General features: G+C 71.8%; 13 protein-coding genes. 10 read left to right on the forward strand and 3 right to left on the reverse strand.

Translation table 11 applies throughout. The features are described 5' to 3' along the window. Positions 1-136 precede the first annotated feature (136 nt). Positions 137-868: a methyltransferase domain-containing protein gene (locus Mam01_RS26340; protein WP_204287870.1), complete on the reverse strand. Its 732-nt coding sequence runs from the start codon at positions 866-868 to the stop codon at positions 137-139. A gap of 275 nt (positions 869-1,143) precedes the next feature. On the opposite strand from Mam01_RS26340, the gene mfd reads away from it, so the two are divergent. The 7 genes from mfd to Mam01_RS26375 all read left to right on the forward strand — a co-directional run bounded on the left by mfd (position 1,144) and on the right by Mam01_RS26375 (position 9,894). After that, positions 1,144-4,653 (forward strand): transcription-repair coupling factor, encoded by a 3,510-nt coding sequence (mfd, locus tag Mam01_RS26345; protein ID WP_204287871.1) that lies wholly within the window; start codon positions 1,144-1,146, stop codon positions 4,651-4,653. Between the two features lie 53 nt (positions 4,654-4,706). Continuing rightward, complete coding sequence (locus Mam01_RS26350; RefSeq protein ID WP_204287872.1) at positions 4,707-5,357, forward strand: SurA N-terminal domain-containing protein; 651 nt, start codon at positions 4,707-4,709, stop codon at positions 5,355-5,357. Positions 5,358-5,391: 34 nt separating this feature from the next. Beyond that, complete coding sequence (locus tag Mam01_RS26355) at positions 5,392-6,426, forward strand: nucleoside triphosphate pyrophosphohydrolase (RefSeq protein ID WP_204287873.1); 1,035 nt, start codon at positions 5,392-5,394, stop codon at positions 6,424-6,426. Between the two features lie 82 nt (positions 6,427-6,508). Then, positions 6,509-7,789 (forward strand): phosphopyruvate hydratase, encoded by a 1,281-nt coding sequence (gene eno / locus Mam01_RS26360; RefSeq protein ID WP_150937620.1) that lies wholly within the window; start codon positions 6,509-6,511, stop codon positions 7,787-7,789. Between the two features lie 150 nt (positions 7,790-7,939). Next, complete coding sequence (locus Mam01_RS26365; protein ID WP_204287874.1) at positions 7,940-8,347, forward strand: FtsB family cell division protein; 408 nt, start codon at positions 7,940-7,942, stop codon at positions 8,345-8,347. A gap of 19 nt (positions 8,348-8,366) precedes the next feature. Continuing rightward, positions 8,367-8,882: a DUF501 domain-containing protein gene (locus tag Mam01_RS26370; RefSeq protein ID WP_204287875.1), complete on the forward strand. Its 516-nt coding sequence runs from the start codon at positions 8,367-8,369 to the stop codon at positions 8,880-8,882. A 76-nt stretch (positions 8,883-8,958) separates the two neighbouring features. Then, positions 8,959-9,894: a Ppx/GppA phosphatase family protein gene (locus Mam01_RS26375; RefSeq protein ID WP_204287876.1), complete on the forward strand. Its 936-nt coding sequence runs from the start codon at positions 8,959-8,961 to the stop codon at positions 9,892-9,894. Between the two features lie 100 nt (positions 9,895-9,994). Here the strand turns inward: Mam01_RS26375 and Mam01_RS26380 are convergent, their stop codons facing one another. Together Mam01_RS26380 and Mam01_RS26385 are read right to left on the reverse strand one after the other, a co-directional pair. Continuing rightward, positions 9,995-11,224: a serine hydrolase domain-containing protein gene (locus Mam01_RS26380; protein ID WP_204287877.1), complete on the reverse strand. Its 1,230-nt coding sequence runs from the start codon at positions 11,222-11,224 to the stop codon at positions 9,995-9,997. A 204-nt stretch (positions 11,225-11,428) separates the two neighbouring features. Further along, positions 11,429-12,091, reverse strand: a complete 663-nt coding sequence (locus tag Mam01_RS26385; protein ID WP_204287878.1) for a DUF4097 family beta strand repeat-containing protein — start codon at positions 12,089-12,091, stop codon at positions 11,429-11,431. A 255-nt stretch (positions 12,092-12,346) separates the two neighbouring features. Between Mam01_RS26385 and Mam01_RS26390 the strand changes: the two genes are divergently transcribed. From Mam01_RS26390 to Mam01_RS37425, 3 genes are all read left to right on the forward strand, one after another. After that, positions 12,347-13,126, forward strand: a complete 780-nt coding sequence (locus Mam01_RS26390; protein ID WP_204287879.1) for a GbsR/MarR family transcriptional regulator — start codon at positions 12,347-12,349, stop codon at positions 13,124-13,126. Between the two features lie 207 nt (positions 13,127-13,333). Next, the gene (locus Mam01_RS26395; protein WP_204287880.1) at positions 13,334-13,663 is read left to right on the forward strand and encodes a PadR family transcriptional regulator; all 330 of its coding nucleotides are present in this window, start codon (positions 13,334-13,336) and stop codon (positions 13,661-13,663) included. Beyond that, positions 13,660-14,736 (forward strand): HAAS signaling domain-containing protein, encoded by a 1,077-nt coding sequence (locus Mam01_RS37425; RefSeq protein WP_204287881.1) that lies wholly within the window; start codon positions 13,660-13,662, stop codon positions 14,734-14,736. Before Mam01_RS26395 ends, Mam01_RS37425 begins: the two co-directional genes overlap by 4 nt. Position 14,737: the final 1 nt, after the last annotated feature.

A 14,737-nucleotide genomic window follows, 5' to 3' on the forward strand; every position in this document is an offset into this window, starting at 1 on the left:
CTTACCTCGGAGTACGGCCGCACCCGAGCCCTTCGCACCTGCCCATGAACCCCGCGAGGGCCGGACATCGCGGCGATGTCCGGCCCTCGTGTCGCAGAACGTGTCGCGGAACCCCGCCCCGGCGGCGGAAGCCCGGTCAGATGAGGCGGGCGAAGTGGTTCTGGGGCCGCCGAATCACCATGGTGATCTCGTCCTCGGTGCCGTTGAGCCCGCCCCGCGAGAGCGCGGCCACGGCCCGGCAGGCCAGGGCGACCAGGGTGGGGTGCGGGCCCCGCCGGGCCGAACCGCTCACCGCCGAGTAGTCCTCGGCGATCATGAGCCCGCGCATCAGGCAGTACGCCTGGATGCCCTCGCGCGACGCCAGCGGCTCGTAGACCGCCGGCAGCGGCCCCACGGTCCCGGCCGGGGCGAGCGCCCGCCACACCGTCCGCCTGAACCAGCCGGGGATCGTCCGGTCGCAGAAGCCGTACGCCGACCTGCGGTCGCGCATCTTGAGCAGCAGCAGCCCGCCGGGGCGCAGCCCCGCGACGAGCCGGTCGAGCACGAGCTCGGCGTGGCGGATGCGTTCGAGCAGGAACGACACGTAGACGACGTCGAAGGAGCGCGGCGGGATCGGCACCAGGCGCAGGTCGCCCAGATGGGACGCCTCCAGGTCGCCGCGGGCGGCGGTGCGCGCCCGCAGCGCAGGGAGGTCCTCGTCCACCCCGGTCATCCTGGGCTCGTACCGCCCGACGTCGAGCTCGCCGCCCCGGCCGCATCCGGCGATGAGGATGTCGAGCCGCCGCCCGAGCTGGTCGGTCCACTGCTCGCGGATCCGCTGACTGAACACGTCGTCCTGGTCGGCGGACGACACCCGAACCTCTGTCATGACACCGAGAGTAATCATCTGGCGACTCATCGTTGCGCATTTGCCGTCACCCATCATGTCCGGACCTAGGAGCGAGGGAGGGGGCGAATACCAAGGGAAGCTCCTGTCGCGCGCCTCCGGCAGGGCCGACGGACCGCAGGCCCCGAGTGGCCGGACGGAGTGGGCCGGATAAACCGGGGTAGCCTTGGTAGCCGCGGCCCGGTCGGGATCGTCTCGCGGATCGGGCCCGTGTCCGCACGCCTGCTGTCTTAGTCACGGGGCTTTTGAAGGCATCAATGTCTCTTTCCGGACTGCTCGACCTCGTTTCCGCCGAACCAGGGCTGGCCGCCGCGCTCGACGCCGCCGGACAGCCCGCCGATCCGCGTGCCCAGCTGGGCGCCGACCTGGTGGCGCCGCCCGCGCTGCGGCCGTTCGCCGTGGCCGCGCTGTCCCGCGTACGGCCCGTGCTCGCCATCACGGCGACCGAGCGCGAGGCGGAGGACCTCGCGGCGGCGCTCACGAGCCTGATCGACGAGAGCACGGTGGCCGTCTTCCCCGCCTGGGAGACGCTGCCGCACGAGCGCCTGTCCCCCCGCAGCGACACGGTCGGCCAGCGCCTGGCCGTCCTGCGGCGGCTGGCGCACCCGATCGAGGGCGACCCGGCCGCCGGGCCGCTGCGGGTCGTGGTGGCCCCGGTCCGCTCGCTGCTGCAGCCGATCGTGTCCGGCCTCGGCGACCTCGCGCCCGTACGGCTGCACGCGGGCGACGACGCCGATTTGGACGACGTGGTGGCCCGGCTGGTGCAGAACGGCTACCACCGGGTCGACATGGTCGAGAAGCGCGGCGAGGTGGCCGTGCGCGGCGGACTGCTCGACGTGTTCCCGCCGACCGAGGAGCACCCGCTCCGGCTGGAGTTCTGGGGCGACACGATCGAGGAGATCCGCTGGTTCAAGGTGGCCGACCAGCGCTCTCTGGAGGTCGCGCGCGACGGCCTGTTCGCCGCGCCCTGCCGTGAGCTGCTGCTGACCGACGACGTACGGCGGCGGGCCCGCGAGCTGGGGGAGGAGCACCCGGCGCTCAAGGACGTGCTGGACCAGCTCGCCGAGGGCGTGCCGGTCGAGGGCATGGAGGCGTTCGCGCCCGTGCTCGCCGGGTCGATGGACCTGCTGCTCGACCACCTGCCGGTGCGGTCGGCCGTGTTCGTCTGCGACCCCGAGCGCATCCGCGGCCGGGCCGTCGAGCTGGTCCGGACGAGCCAGGAGTTCATGGAGGCGTCGTGGATCGCCGCGGCGGCCGGCGGCGAGGCCCCGATCGACCTGGAGGCGGCCTCGTTCCGCACGCTGGAGGAGGTGCGCGACCACGCCCGTGAGCTGGGCCAGCCGTGGTGGAGCATCGCCCCCTTCGGCGAGGGCGTCGAGCTGGAGGCCCAGGACGTCGAGGCGTACCGGGGTGACACGCAGCGCGCGCTCGCCGACATCAAGGGCTGGCTCGGCGCGGGCCGGGCGGTCGTGTTGCTGAGCGAGGGACACGGCCCGGCCGAGCGGATGGTCGAGCTGCTGCGGGGCGTCGACGTGGCGGCGCGGCTGGTGCCGTCCCTCGACGGCCCGCTGCCCGCCGACGTCGTGCAGGTCACCACCGGGCGGATCGACCACGGGTTCATCGCGCCCGGCGTCGCCGTGCTGACCCACCTCGACCTGGTCGGGCAGAAGGCCTCGACCAAGGACATGCGGCGGCTGCCGTCGCGCCGCCGCAACATGGTCGACCCGCTCCAGCTCAAGGTCGGCGACCACGTGGTGCACGAGCAGCACGGCGTGGGCCGCTACATCGAGATGGTGCAGCGCACGATCCAGGGCGCGACCCGGGAGTACCTCGTGATCGAGTACGCCAGGGGCGACCGGCTCTACGTGCCGACCGACCAGCTCGACGAGGTCACCCGTTACGTCGGCGGCGAGGCCCCCACGCTCAACCGGATGGGCGGCGCCGACTGGGCCAAGGCCAAGACCCGGGCGAAGAAGGCGGTCAGGGAGATCGCGGGCGAGCTGATCCGGCTCTACTCGGCCCGGATGGCCTCCCCGGGCCACCCCTTCGGCCCCGACAGCCCCTGGCAGCGGGAGATGGAGGACGCCTTCCCGTACGCCGAGACGAACGACCAGCTCGAAGCGATCGACGAGGTCAAGCGCGACATGGAGCGGGCGGTCCCGATGGACCGTCTGATCTGCGGCGACGTGGGCTACGGCAAGACCGAGATCGCGGTGCGGGCGGCCTTCAAGGCGGTGCAGGACGGCAAGCAGGTCGCCGTGCTCGTACCGACGACGCTGCTGGTGCAGCAGCACCTGTCGACGTTCGGCGAGCGGTTCGCCAGCTTTCCCGTCACGGTGAAGCCGATCTCCCGGTTCCAGACCGACGCCGACGTGCGGGAGACGCTCGAGGGCCTCCGTGCGGGCGGGGTGGACGTCGTGATCGGCACCCACCGGCTGCTGTCGCCTGAGGTCAGGTTCAAGGACCTCGGGCTGATCATCGTGGACGAGGAGCAGCGGTTCGGCGTCGAGCACAAAGAGGCCATGAAGCACATGCGCACGCAGGTGGACGTGCTCGCCATGTCGGCCACGCCGATCCCGCGGACGCTGGAGATGGGCCTCACCGGAATCCGTGAGATGTCGACGATCCTCACCCCGCCGGAGGAGCGGCACCCGATCCTCACCTTCGTCGGGCCGTACGACGAGAAGCAGATCGGTGCGGCGATCCGGCGCGAGCTGATGCGCGACGGCCAGGTGTTCTTCGTCCACAACCGGGTCCGCACGATCGACAAGGTGGCCGCGCGGCTGCACGAGCTGGTGCCGGAGGCGCGGATCGCGGTCGCGCACGGGCAGATGAACGAGACCCAGCTCGAAAAGATCATGGTGGACTTCTGGGAGCGCAACTTCGACGTGCTCGTGTGCACCACGATCGTGGAGTCGGGCCTCGACGTGCCCAACGCCAACACGCTCATCGTGGACCGGGCCGACAACTACGGCCTGTCGCAGCTCCACCAGCTGCGCGGCCGGGTGGGCCGGGGCCGCGAGCGGGGATACGCCTACTTCCTCTACCCGCCCGAGTCGCCGCTGACCGAGACCGCGCACGAGCGGCTCGCCACGATCGCCCAGCACACCGAGATGGGCGCGGGCATGTACGTCGCGATGAAGGACCTGGAGATCCGCGGCGCCGGCAACATCCTCGGCGCCGAGCAGTCCGGGCACATCGCCGGTGTCGGCTTCGACCTGTACGTCCGGATGATGGCCGAGGCCGTCCAGGAGCAGAAGGCGAAGCTCACGGGGGGCACGCAGACGGAGGAGCGGCCGGACGTCAAGGTCGAGCTGCCGATCAACGCCCACGTGCCGCACGGCTACGTCACCTCCGAGCGGCTGCGGCTGGAGGCGTACAAGCGGATCGCGGCCATCGGCTCGGAGGACGACATCGCGGCGGTCCGCGACGAGCTCACCGACCGGTACGGCAGGCCGCCGCAGGAGGTGGACAACCTCCTTGAGGTGGCCCGCTTCCGGATCAACGCGCGGCGGGCCGGGCTGACGGACGTGACGCTGCAGGGCCAGCAGATCAGGTTCGCCCCGGTGGAGCTGCGGGACTCCCAGCAGGTGCGGCTGCAGCGGCTCTATCCCCGGTCCCTGTGGAAGCAGGCCACCGGGACCCTGCTCGTGCCGGTGCCCAAGACCAAGCCGATCGGCGGGCAGCCGCTGCGCGACCTCGACCTGCTGAAATGGTGCGGGGACCTGGTCGAGGCCCTGTTCCTGGAGCCGATGCGGGTACAGTGACCCGCGAAATCGTCAACACTACGCCTGGCCGGTGTCGTTCGGGAGGATTGTCCGTGAAGTCGTATCGAGTGCGCGTCGCCGTGACGCTGGCGGCGGCCGGTATCGCCATGACCGCCTGCGGCGGCCCGGTGCAGGCGGGTTCCGCGGCCATCATCGGCAACCAGCGCATCACCTCCAGCCAGGTGAACGACGAGGTGCGCGCGCTGCGCGCTGACCTCGCCGCGAACAAGATCCCCGAGGACCAGCTCCAGCTGCCCGCCTCGCTGCCGCAGATGGTGCTGCTCAACATGACCTTCAGCAGGCAGTTCGAGGAGCTCGGCCGGCGCAAGGGCGTCACCGCCAGCGACCGGGACATCGACGACCTCGCCGTGGCGCAGGGCGGCTGGGCGCAGTTCGACAAGGTGCTGCTGGCCAACGGCATCCCGAAGGACCAGAGCCGGGCCTTCCTCCGCGCCTACATCATCCGGTCGAAGCTGGCCCAGCAGGCCGGGGCGGGCCAGGACGAGGCGAGCCAGCAGGCCGCGGGGCAGAAGGTGCTCCAGGAGGCCGAGACGACGGTCCCGGTGAAGTACAGCCCGCGGTATGGCAAGTACGACCCCGCGCAGGGCTTCGTGGCCGACGACCGCTTCGGCGCGTACCAGCCCGCCGCGCCCGCCGCTCCCGCTGGAGGGGCCGCCGAGGAGGCGCCGCCGGCCGCCGGCTGAGCGGCGGCCGTTCGCCGGTCGTTAGGGTGAGGGCATGTCGTTGATCGTGGTGACCACCTCGCCCCGGGTCGCCCCGGGCCTGCTCGCTCCCGCGGCGTGGCGGGCCCTCACCCGGGGCCGGGCGCTCACCGGCGCCCCCGACCATCCGTACCTGCCCTATCTCGGCGAGGCCGGGGTCGCGGTCGAGGTGGTGACGCCCGACCCGGGCGCGCTCGCCCGCGAGAGCCGTACGGCGACGGTGGTGTGGCTGGCCGCCCAGGACGGCGACGAGGACCTCATGCGCGCGGTCGGCCACGCCGCGCTCGCCCTGGACGACCCGCCGGAGATCGAGGTCGTCCCCGGCTCCTACGACCTTCCCGGGGCCCGGGTGCTCGATCTCGTCCAGGTCATGGACCGGCTGCGCCGCGAGTGCCCGTGGGACCGCAAGCAGACCCACGAGTCGCTCGCGCCCTACCTGGTCGAGGAGGCCTACGAGGTGCTCGAGACCATCGACCAGGGCGACTACCCGGCCCTCCGGGAGGAACTGGGCGACCTGCTGCTCCAGGTGATGTTCCACTCCCGGGTGGCCCAGGAGCGGACGGCCGAGGGCGGCGGCTTCGACGTCGACGACGTGGCCGCCGGCATCGTGGAGAAGCTGGTGCGCCGGCATCCCCACGTCTTCGGCGACGTCCGGGTAACCGGGGCCGGAGAGGTCAGCGACAACTGGGAGACGATCAAGGCCGCCGAGCGCGCCGCCAAGGGCGAGACCTCGTCGGCGCTCAGCGGCGTGCCGATGGGGCAGCCCGCGATCTCCCTGGCCGCCCAGCTGCTCCGCCGGGCCGGCCGGGCCGGTGCGCCCGCCTCGCTCGCCGACGGCCTCACCTCCGGGGCCGGGGCCCGCCTGTTCGCACTCGTACGGACGGTCCAGGAGGACGGGCTCGACCCCGAGGCCGAGCTCAGGGCGGCGGCCAGGGAGTATCGGCGGCGCGTCGAGCGGTGGGAGGCCGGCCCAGAGCAGATCGGCACAGAGCAGATCGGCCCAGAGCAGATCGACACAGGGCAGGCCGGGGAGCCGCGGGACACGCCGTGAAGCCCAGCCCCTCCGCCGTACCGTGCAGTAGGGACCGATAGGCTCTGGTCGCAAACCGCCCGCCTTTTTGCTAGGAGCGTTCGTGGCTGCCATCGAGGCCGTTACCGCCCGCGAGATCCTCGATTCCCGTGGGAACCCCACGGTCGAGGTCGAGGTACTGCTGGACGACTACAGCACCGGCCGCGCCGCCGTTCCGAGCGGCGCCTCCACCGGCCAGTTCGAGGCCGTCGAGCTGCGTGACGGGGACAAGAGCCGCTATCTCGGCAAGGGTGTCGAGAAGGCCGTCCTCGGCATCACCGACGAGATCGCCGACGAGATCATCGGCTTCGACGCCGAGGAGCAGCGTCTGATCGACCAGACGATGATCGACCTCGACGGCACGCCCAACAAGGCCCGCCTCGGGGCCAACGCGCTCCTCGGCATCTCGCTGGCCGTCGCCAAGGCCGCCGCCGACAGCGCCGACCTGCCCCTGTTCCGCTACGTCGGCGGCCCGAACGCGCACATCCTGCCCGTGCCGATGATGAACATCCTGAACGGCGGCGCGCACGCCGACACCAACGTGGACATCCAGGAGTTCATGATCGCCCCGATCGGGGCCGAGACGTTCTCCGACGCCCTGCGCATGGGCGCCGAGACCTACCACACGCTCAAGGGCGTGCTGAAGGAGAAGGGCTACGCCACCGGCCTCGGCGACGAGGGCGGCTTCGCGCCGAACCTGCCGTCGAACCGCGACGCGCTCGACCTGATCCTGGTGGCGATCGAGAAGGCCGGCTACACCCCGGGCCAGGACATCGCGCTCGCGCTCGACGTCGCGGCGAGCGAGTTCCACAAGGACGGCGTCTACACGATCGACGGCAAGGGCGTGTCGTCCGCCGAGCTGATCTCCTTCTACGAGGACCTGGTCCGCTCCTACCCGCTGGTCTCCATCGAGGACCCGCTGAACGAGGAGGACTGGGAGGGCTGGAAGGCCATCACCACGTCCCTCGGCGCGAAGGTCCAGCTCGTGGGTGACGACCTGTTCGTGACCAACCCCGAGCGGCTCGGCCGCGGCATCGGCGAGGGCGCGGCCAACGCCCTGCTGGTGAAGGTGAACCAGATCGGCACGCTGTCGGAGACCCTCGACGCGGTCGACCTCGCCCACCGCAGCGGCTACCGCTGCATGATGAGCCACCGGTCCGGCGAGACCGAGGACACCACGATCGCCGACCTCGCCGTGGCCACCAACTGCGGCCAGATCAAGACCGGCGCCCCGGCCCGCTCCGACCGCGTGGCGAAGTACAACCAGCTCCTGCGCATCGAGGAGCTGCTCGACGACGCGGCGCGGTACGCCGGTCGCTCCGCCTTCCCGCGCTTCAAGGGATAACGGCGGCGCGACGGGGTAGCCTGCGGCGAACGCGGGCGGCCCGGCCGGGCACCGTACGGGCATGCGGCGCGGCACCCCGCCGCGCCGCACCCGGCGTGACCGGGCCCTCTGCGGGCCCTGTGCGAGCACTGACCGGGAGGGGTGGTTTCGGTGGTGGCGACGCGGCCGCAGCTCACCGGGCGCGCGGCGATCCTCGCGGTCGTCGTGTGCGCCATCGCGATGAGCCTGGCCTACCCCGCCCGGGAGTACGTCGCCCAGCGCCGGCAGATCGCCCAGCTGGAGGCGCAGCAGGCGAACGCGCTGAGCAAGCTCCAGAGGCTGGAGGAGCGGCGCCGCCGCCTGGAGGACCCGGAGTACATCAAGCGCCTGGCCAAGGAGCGGCTCTTCTACTGCGAGCCGGGGGCCGACTGCTACCAGGTGCTCGACGAGGCGGCAGACTCCACCGCCGCCAAGGCCGGGAGCAAGCCCCCGGAGCGGCCCGCGTGGTACGTCACGCTCTGGCGGTCCTTCGAGGCGGCGGACAAGGGACGGCCCGCCGCACCGGCGGGCCAGAAGTAGATCGGCGAGGAGAATCGACGTGGCGGACCGGGTGGACGAAGCGGACCTGGCGGCGGCGCGGGCGCAACTGGGGCGTCCCCCGCGCGGGGTGCGGGCCGTCGCCCACCGGTGCCCCTGCGGGCTGCCCGACGTGCTGGAGACCGCGCCGCGGCTGCCCGACGGCACGCCGTTCCCGACCCTGTTCTACCTCACCTGTCCCAAGGCGGCCTCGGCCATCGGCACGCTGGAGTCGTCCGGGCTGATGAAGCGGATGCAGGCCCGGCTCGCCGAGGAGCCCGAACTGGCCGAGGCGTACCGCGCGGCCCACGAGGACTACCTCGACCGCCGCGACCGGGCGGCCGGCGAGGAGGGCATGGAGCCGCTGCCCCGCGACATGCAGAGCGCGGGTGGGATGCCCGGCCGGGTCAAGTGCCTCCACGCGCTGGTCGCGCACGAACTGGCCGCGCCGGGCGTCAACCCGTTCGGCCGGGAGGCCCTGGACGCGCTGCCGCAGTGGTGGGCCGACGGGCCCTGCGTGGAGACGGATCCCGCGTGACCACGCGCGGGGACATGCCTCTCGCGGCATGGGCGCGGACGGGCAAGGTAACGCGAACCGACGGGAGGGCCGGGGCATGAGGCGGGTGGCGGCGATCGACTGCGGGACCAACTCGGTCCGGCTCCTCATCGCGGACGTCTCCGGCGACGACCTCACGGACGTCGAGCGCCGGATGGAGATCGTCAGGCTCGGCCAGGACGTCGACAGGACGGGACGGCTCGCGCCCGAGGCGCTGGAGCGCACGTTCACCGCCATGCGCGGGTACGCCAAGCTGATCAGGGAGCACGCCTCGGGCGAGGAGGTGCCGGTCCGGGTGGTCGCCACCTCGGCGACCCGGGACGCCGCCAACCGGGCCGACTTCGTGACCGGCGTGCTGGAGATCTTCGGCGTGGAGCCCGAGGTGGCCTCCGGTGACGAGGAGGCCAGGCTGTCCTTCACCGGCGCGACCCGGGGCCTCGCCCGCGCCGGGGCCGCGGCCGAGACGCCGTATCTGGTGGTCGACATCGGCGGCGGCAGCACCGAGTTCGTCGTCGGCTCCCGGAGCGTCGAGGGCGCGCTGTCGGTGGACATCGGGTGCGTGCGGCTCACCGAGCGGCACCTGCGGGCCGATCCTCCGGCGGACGGTGACGTGACGGCCGCCGTCGCCGACATCGAGGCGGCCATGGACCGGGTGGAGGAGCACGTGCCCGTCCGTACGGCTCGGACGCTGGTCGGCCTCGCCGGTTCGGTCACCACGGTCGCCGGGATCGCGCTGGACCTGCCCGCCTACGACCCCGCGCGCATCCACCACTCGCGGATCCCCGCCGAGCGGGTCCACGAGGTGTCCGCGCGCCTGCTGCGCATGACCCACGACGAGCGGGCGGCCATACCGGTCATGCATCCGGGCCGGGTGGACGTGATCGGCGCGGGCGCGCTGATCCTCGACCGGATCGTCCGCCGCTACGGCTTCGCCGAGGTCGTCGTCAGCGAGCACGACATCCTCGACGGGATCGCCTGGTCCCTCACCGCCTGACCGCCCGTCCGCCGCGGGCTCGGCCTTCCGCACGCCCGGCGCCGCGTCCCGCTCCAGGACGACGTTCGGCGGGAGGGGTGCAGGGGGCGTCGGCTCTGCGTCAGTCGTCGATCGCCTGGTAGAGCGTAGTCCAGAAGTCGTGGATGAGCCGGGACGAATCCGGGGTGGACGCCCCGACCTGGGTGAGCAGGATGCCGGTGAGCTGGTTGGCCGGGTCGGCGTAGGTCGCGGTGCCGCTTCCGCCGTCCCAGCCGAACTGGCCGATGGGCGCGTAGTCGCCGCGGTAGGTGCGCACCGCCATCCCGAAGCCCCAGCCACCGTGCTGCCCCTGGCCGTGCGACACGTGGACGTTGCTCCTGGCCATGGCGTCCCGGGCGGCCTGCTGCTCGGGCGTGAGGCGGTTGGTGGTCATCAGCTCGACCGCAGGCCGCGACAGGATCCGCTCGTTCCCGTGCATCCCGCCCTTCAGCAGCATCCGGAAGTAGGCGTGGTAGTCGTCGGCGGTGGAGACCAATCCGCCGCCGCCGCCCTGGAACGCCGGAGGCTTGCCGTGGCGTCCGCCTTCGGCCTCGTCCCAGACGAGGAACTCGCCGGTCTGCGGGTCGGGGGCGTACAGGGGCGGCAGCCGGTGGATCTGGTCGGCGGGCACGTGGAAGCCGGTGTCGGTCATGCCCAGCGGCTCGAAGACGCGCTCGCGCAGGAACTCCTCGAATGACCGGCCGGTGACCCGGGAGACGAGCACACCGACCAGGTCGCTGCTGATCTGGTACTGCCAGCGCTCTCCGGGCTGATGCATTAGCGGAAGCTCGCCCAGGCGGCGCATCCACTCGTCCGGCTCGGGCATCGGCACGGGCAGGTTGGGCGTGAGTCCCCGCTCGAAGACCGCGTTCATGATCGGAGTGCCCAGCGACGTCATGTCCATGCCGAGCCCGAACGTGGAGGTCAGCACGTCCCGGACGGTGATCGGCCGCCGCGCCGGCACGGTGTCGTCCAGCGGACCGTCGAACCGCCTCAGCACCCGCCGGTCGGCCAGTTCCGGCAGCCACGGGTCCACGGGGTCGTCCAGCCGCAACCGGCACTCGTCGAGCAGGACCATCGCCGCCGCGATCGTGACCGGCTTGGACGTCGAGGCCATCCGGAAGATCGTGTCCCGGCGCATCGGCGCGCCACCGTCATGACGCATCGTCCCGATCGCCTCGACGTGTGTCTCATCACCCCGGCTGACCAGGGCGACGAGCCCGGGGATCTTCCCAGACTCGACATGCCGGGCCAGCACCTCGCGCAGTCTGCGCAGCCCGGTCGCGGAGAAGCCGCTGTCGCCGGTTCCCATGATGAATCTCCTTGCGTACGGTGCTCGAATTTGTGAGACCCGCCCGGCGCGTCGTTCATGGGCTTCCAGGAACGACGCACGAGGGTCGGGGGTGAGCTCGGCTGGGAAGTAGCCGGCCGGGCATGACGCCCGTGGCGTGGCCGCGTAGCCCAGACAGTCGATGAAAGTGGCGTTCGGCCCCGGGCACTGCGGGTCGGCTGTGGGTCAGAGGCTGCGGGCGGTGATGTCGCCGTTGGAGGTGGTGGCGTGGATGTCGAGTTCCACGGTGCCGTCGTTCTTGAGGGTGTTGATGACACGGCCGTGGGTGGTGCCCGCGTCCAGGGAGGCCGAGACGTCGGCGGCGGCGTTGATCGAGATGTCGCCGGACTGCGTGCGGAGCACGACCTTGCCGCCCGTGGCCTCGGCGATGGTGATGTCGCCTCTTGCGGTGCTGATCTCCGCGGGGCCGCTCAGGCGGCCGACCTCGACGTCGCCGTCGGTCGCGGTGAGGCGGAGGCCTGCGGTCTCGTCGAGCTTGATCTGGCGGTACGCGCCTTCGAAGGCGATGTCGCCGAGGCGGCCGACGGTCCGGAGTTCGGCGCTGGCCGTCTTGGCCTCGACGCGGGAGCCTGCGGGCAGTTTGACCGTCACCTCGATGGCTCCAGTCGGGCCGAGGTGCTGGTTCTTCACCGGGGTCGCGATCCGCAGGACGCCGTCGGCGTATTCGACCGTGGTCTGCTCGGCCGCCTTCACGTCGCGGCCCTTGGAGGGGTTGGCGGGCAGGACCTCGACGGTGGTGTCCGCCCGGTCTGCGGCGATGACCTGGACGCGTCCGGCGGAGATGTGAAGGACGGTGGAGATCGGGGTGGGGGTCTCGAACTTCTGCATCGTGTGCTCCTTGTGCCGCGTTGTTTCCGACACCTGAAACGCTACGTTGCTTTCTAAAAGTGTGCAACATCAGCGTTGCACAGAATCCGTGTTTGTCCAGGTGAATGGCAGAAAATTGTTGCAACGGCCTTCGGGATTAACGCAATACTCGTCGCTCGGCCATTGCAATGTAATGAAGCTGAACGCTATGGTGGAGGCGTCAGGGGAACACCGGGCGGCGCCATGGGGCGCCCGTGGGGCACGAAGGGGGTTGTGATGCCGGGAGGCAGGCTCACCCAGCAGGAGCGCCAGCAGATCGCGGTGGGGCTGGCCGACGGAATGGCCTACGCCGAGATCGCCCGCCGTCTCGGCCGTCCGACCTCCACGATTACCCGTGAGGTGTCGCGGAACGGCGGTCCCACCGGCTACCGCGCCGAGTTGGCCCACCGCGCCACCCAGCAGCGCACCCAGCGACGCAGGCAGGCCGCGCCCCGGGGGGCGCAGGCTTCCCCGCAGCCCTACGGACGCGACGCCGAGGCTGTGCGCGACTACCAGGAGACCCTCACCGGCGTTTTCATGGCCTCGGGCCTGCCCAAGATGATGGCCCGGGTGCTGGGCTGCCTCTACACCACCGACACCGGCAGCCTCACCGCCTCCGAACTCGCCCAGCGCCTCCAGGTCAGCCCGGCGTCCATCTCCAAAGCGATCACGTTCCTCGGGGATCTGGACCTCATTCGCCGGGAACGCGACGAACGCCGCCGCGAGCGCTACGTCGTCGACGACGACCTCTGGTACCAGGCGGTTGTCCGCAGCGCTCGGTCCAACGACCAGCTGGTCGAGGCCGCACGGCAGGGCGTCGCCGTCCTCGGCCCCGGCACCCCGGCCGCCACCCGCCTCGAAAACGTCGCCCGCTTCCACGACTTCATCACCGTAAGCCTGCTCCGCGCCGCGGAGCAGGTCCGCGAGGTCCTCTACACCACAACCGAAACGACCTCGGACGGCACCCAGCCGAGTTCGGATCACGGACAGACAGCCGTCCCGACCGCCACAACATGAGCCGAAGCCGGCCGTGTTGTCTTTCGCCTGCCCTTGTGGATCGCCTGCACCTGTGGCCGGCTGCGACAGTGCGGTCATGCACACCTGAACGGCCCATCAACTACTCGCCGACGGCTGCGGCAGTGGAAAGTACCGGATAGCGTGAGCGCCGCGTGGAGAACCCGAAGATCTTGTAGCTACTGTGCATTGCGTAGTACTCTGCGGTGCGTGGACAGTAGCCAGCTTCTCAAGGGGGTCCTCGACCTGGCCGTCCTCGCGGTGCTCGCCGAACGTGACAGCTACGGCTACGACGTCGTACGCCGCCTGCGTGAGGCGGGGCTGGAGGACGTCGGCGACGCCTCTGTGTACGGGACCCTGCGACGGCTCTTCAAGGCCGGAGCGCTCAACTCCTACGTGGTCGCCTCCGACGAGGGGCCGCACCGCAAGTACTACGGCCTGAACGACGTCGGCCGCTCGCTCCTCCAGAACTCGGCGACGACCTGGACGTCGTTCGCCGCCACCATGAACGACCTGCTGAAGGAGGTCGCCCCGGCATGAACTCCCCCCTGACGCCCAAGGCGTACGCCGACGCCGTGCGCGAGGCACTGGCCGATCTTCCCCCGGAGGACCGGGAGACCCTGCTGGAGGACCTCCACGACCACATCTCGGAGGTCGCGGCCGAGCCGGGACTGTCCCTGGAGGACCGCCTCGGCGCCCCGGAGGCGTACGCCGCGGAGCTGCGCGCCGCCTACGGCGGCCGGCCGGCGGGCGCCGCGACCTCCCGGCGCGGCCGGCTGCGCTCCCGGACGGCCGGGGCCGCCCGGCGCGTCCACACCCGTATGCAGGGGCTGCCGCCCTACCGCCAGGCCGCCGCCTTCCTCCCCGAGCTGCGCCCGGCCTGGTGGGTGCTGCGCGGCTATGCGATCGCGCTGGCCGTGCTCGCGCCCATGACCACGCCCGGGCTGATCCCCGGCGACCTGGTGGCCTGGGTGTTCACCCTCACCGTCGTCTGGTTGTCCGTCTGGCTGGGCCGGCACGCCCGCAGGGGGTCGCGGGGCTGGGGACGGACGCTGCTCGCCGGGGTCAACGTGCTGGCGGTGGTTCTCGTGATCTCCGCCATGGCCATGGTGCCGAGCACGTCGCCCCAGGAGGTGTCCTTCGACTACGGCCCCGGGCCGGCCGAGATGCCGGGAGGGAGGGTGATGGCGATCGAGCGCGTCGCCACCCTGGACGGCGGTCCGGTCTACAACATCCTCCCGTACGCCGCGGACGGCACCCCGCTGCACGACGTGCGCCTCTACGACCAGGACGGCAGGCCGCTCACCCTGCGGCCGGAGGACTTCGGGCAGATGCTCGTCATCCCCTGCGAGGGGGAGCCGCCGCTCCGCAACGCCTACCCCCTGCCGCTCGCGTCGTTCGAGCCCAGGTCCGCCCGGGAGCGCGACTGCGCCTCCGGCTCCGGCTCGGCCACCGACTCCGCCACCGCCGCGCCGGGCCCCACGATCAGGCCGACCCCGGAAGACGGCGAGGAGACGGCTCCGCCGACACCCGCGCCCGCCGCACCCGCCGCGTCCACCCCGTCGCCGGCCCCGTCCCGGACGAAGCCGGCGCCGGACCGCCGGGGCGACTGAC

Origin of the sequence: Microbispora amethystogenes (genome assembly GCF_016863015.1) — a bacterium.
In the GTDB taxonomy this organism is placed as follows: domain Bacteria; phylum Actinomycetota; class Actinomycetes; order Streptosporangiales; family Streptosporangiaceae; genus Microbispora; species Microbispora amethystogenes.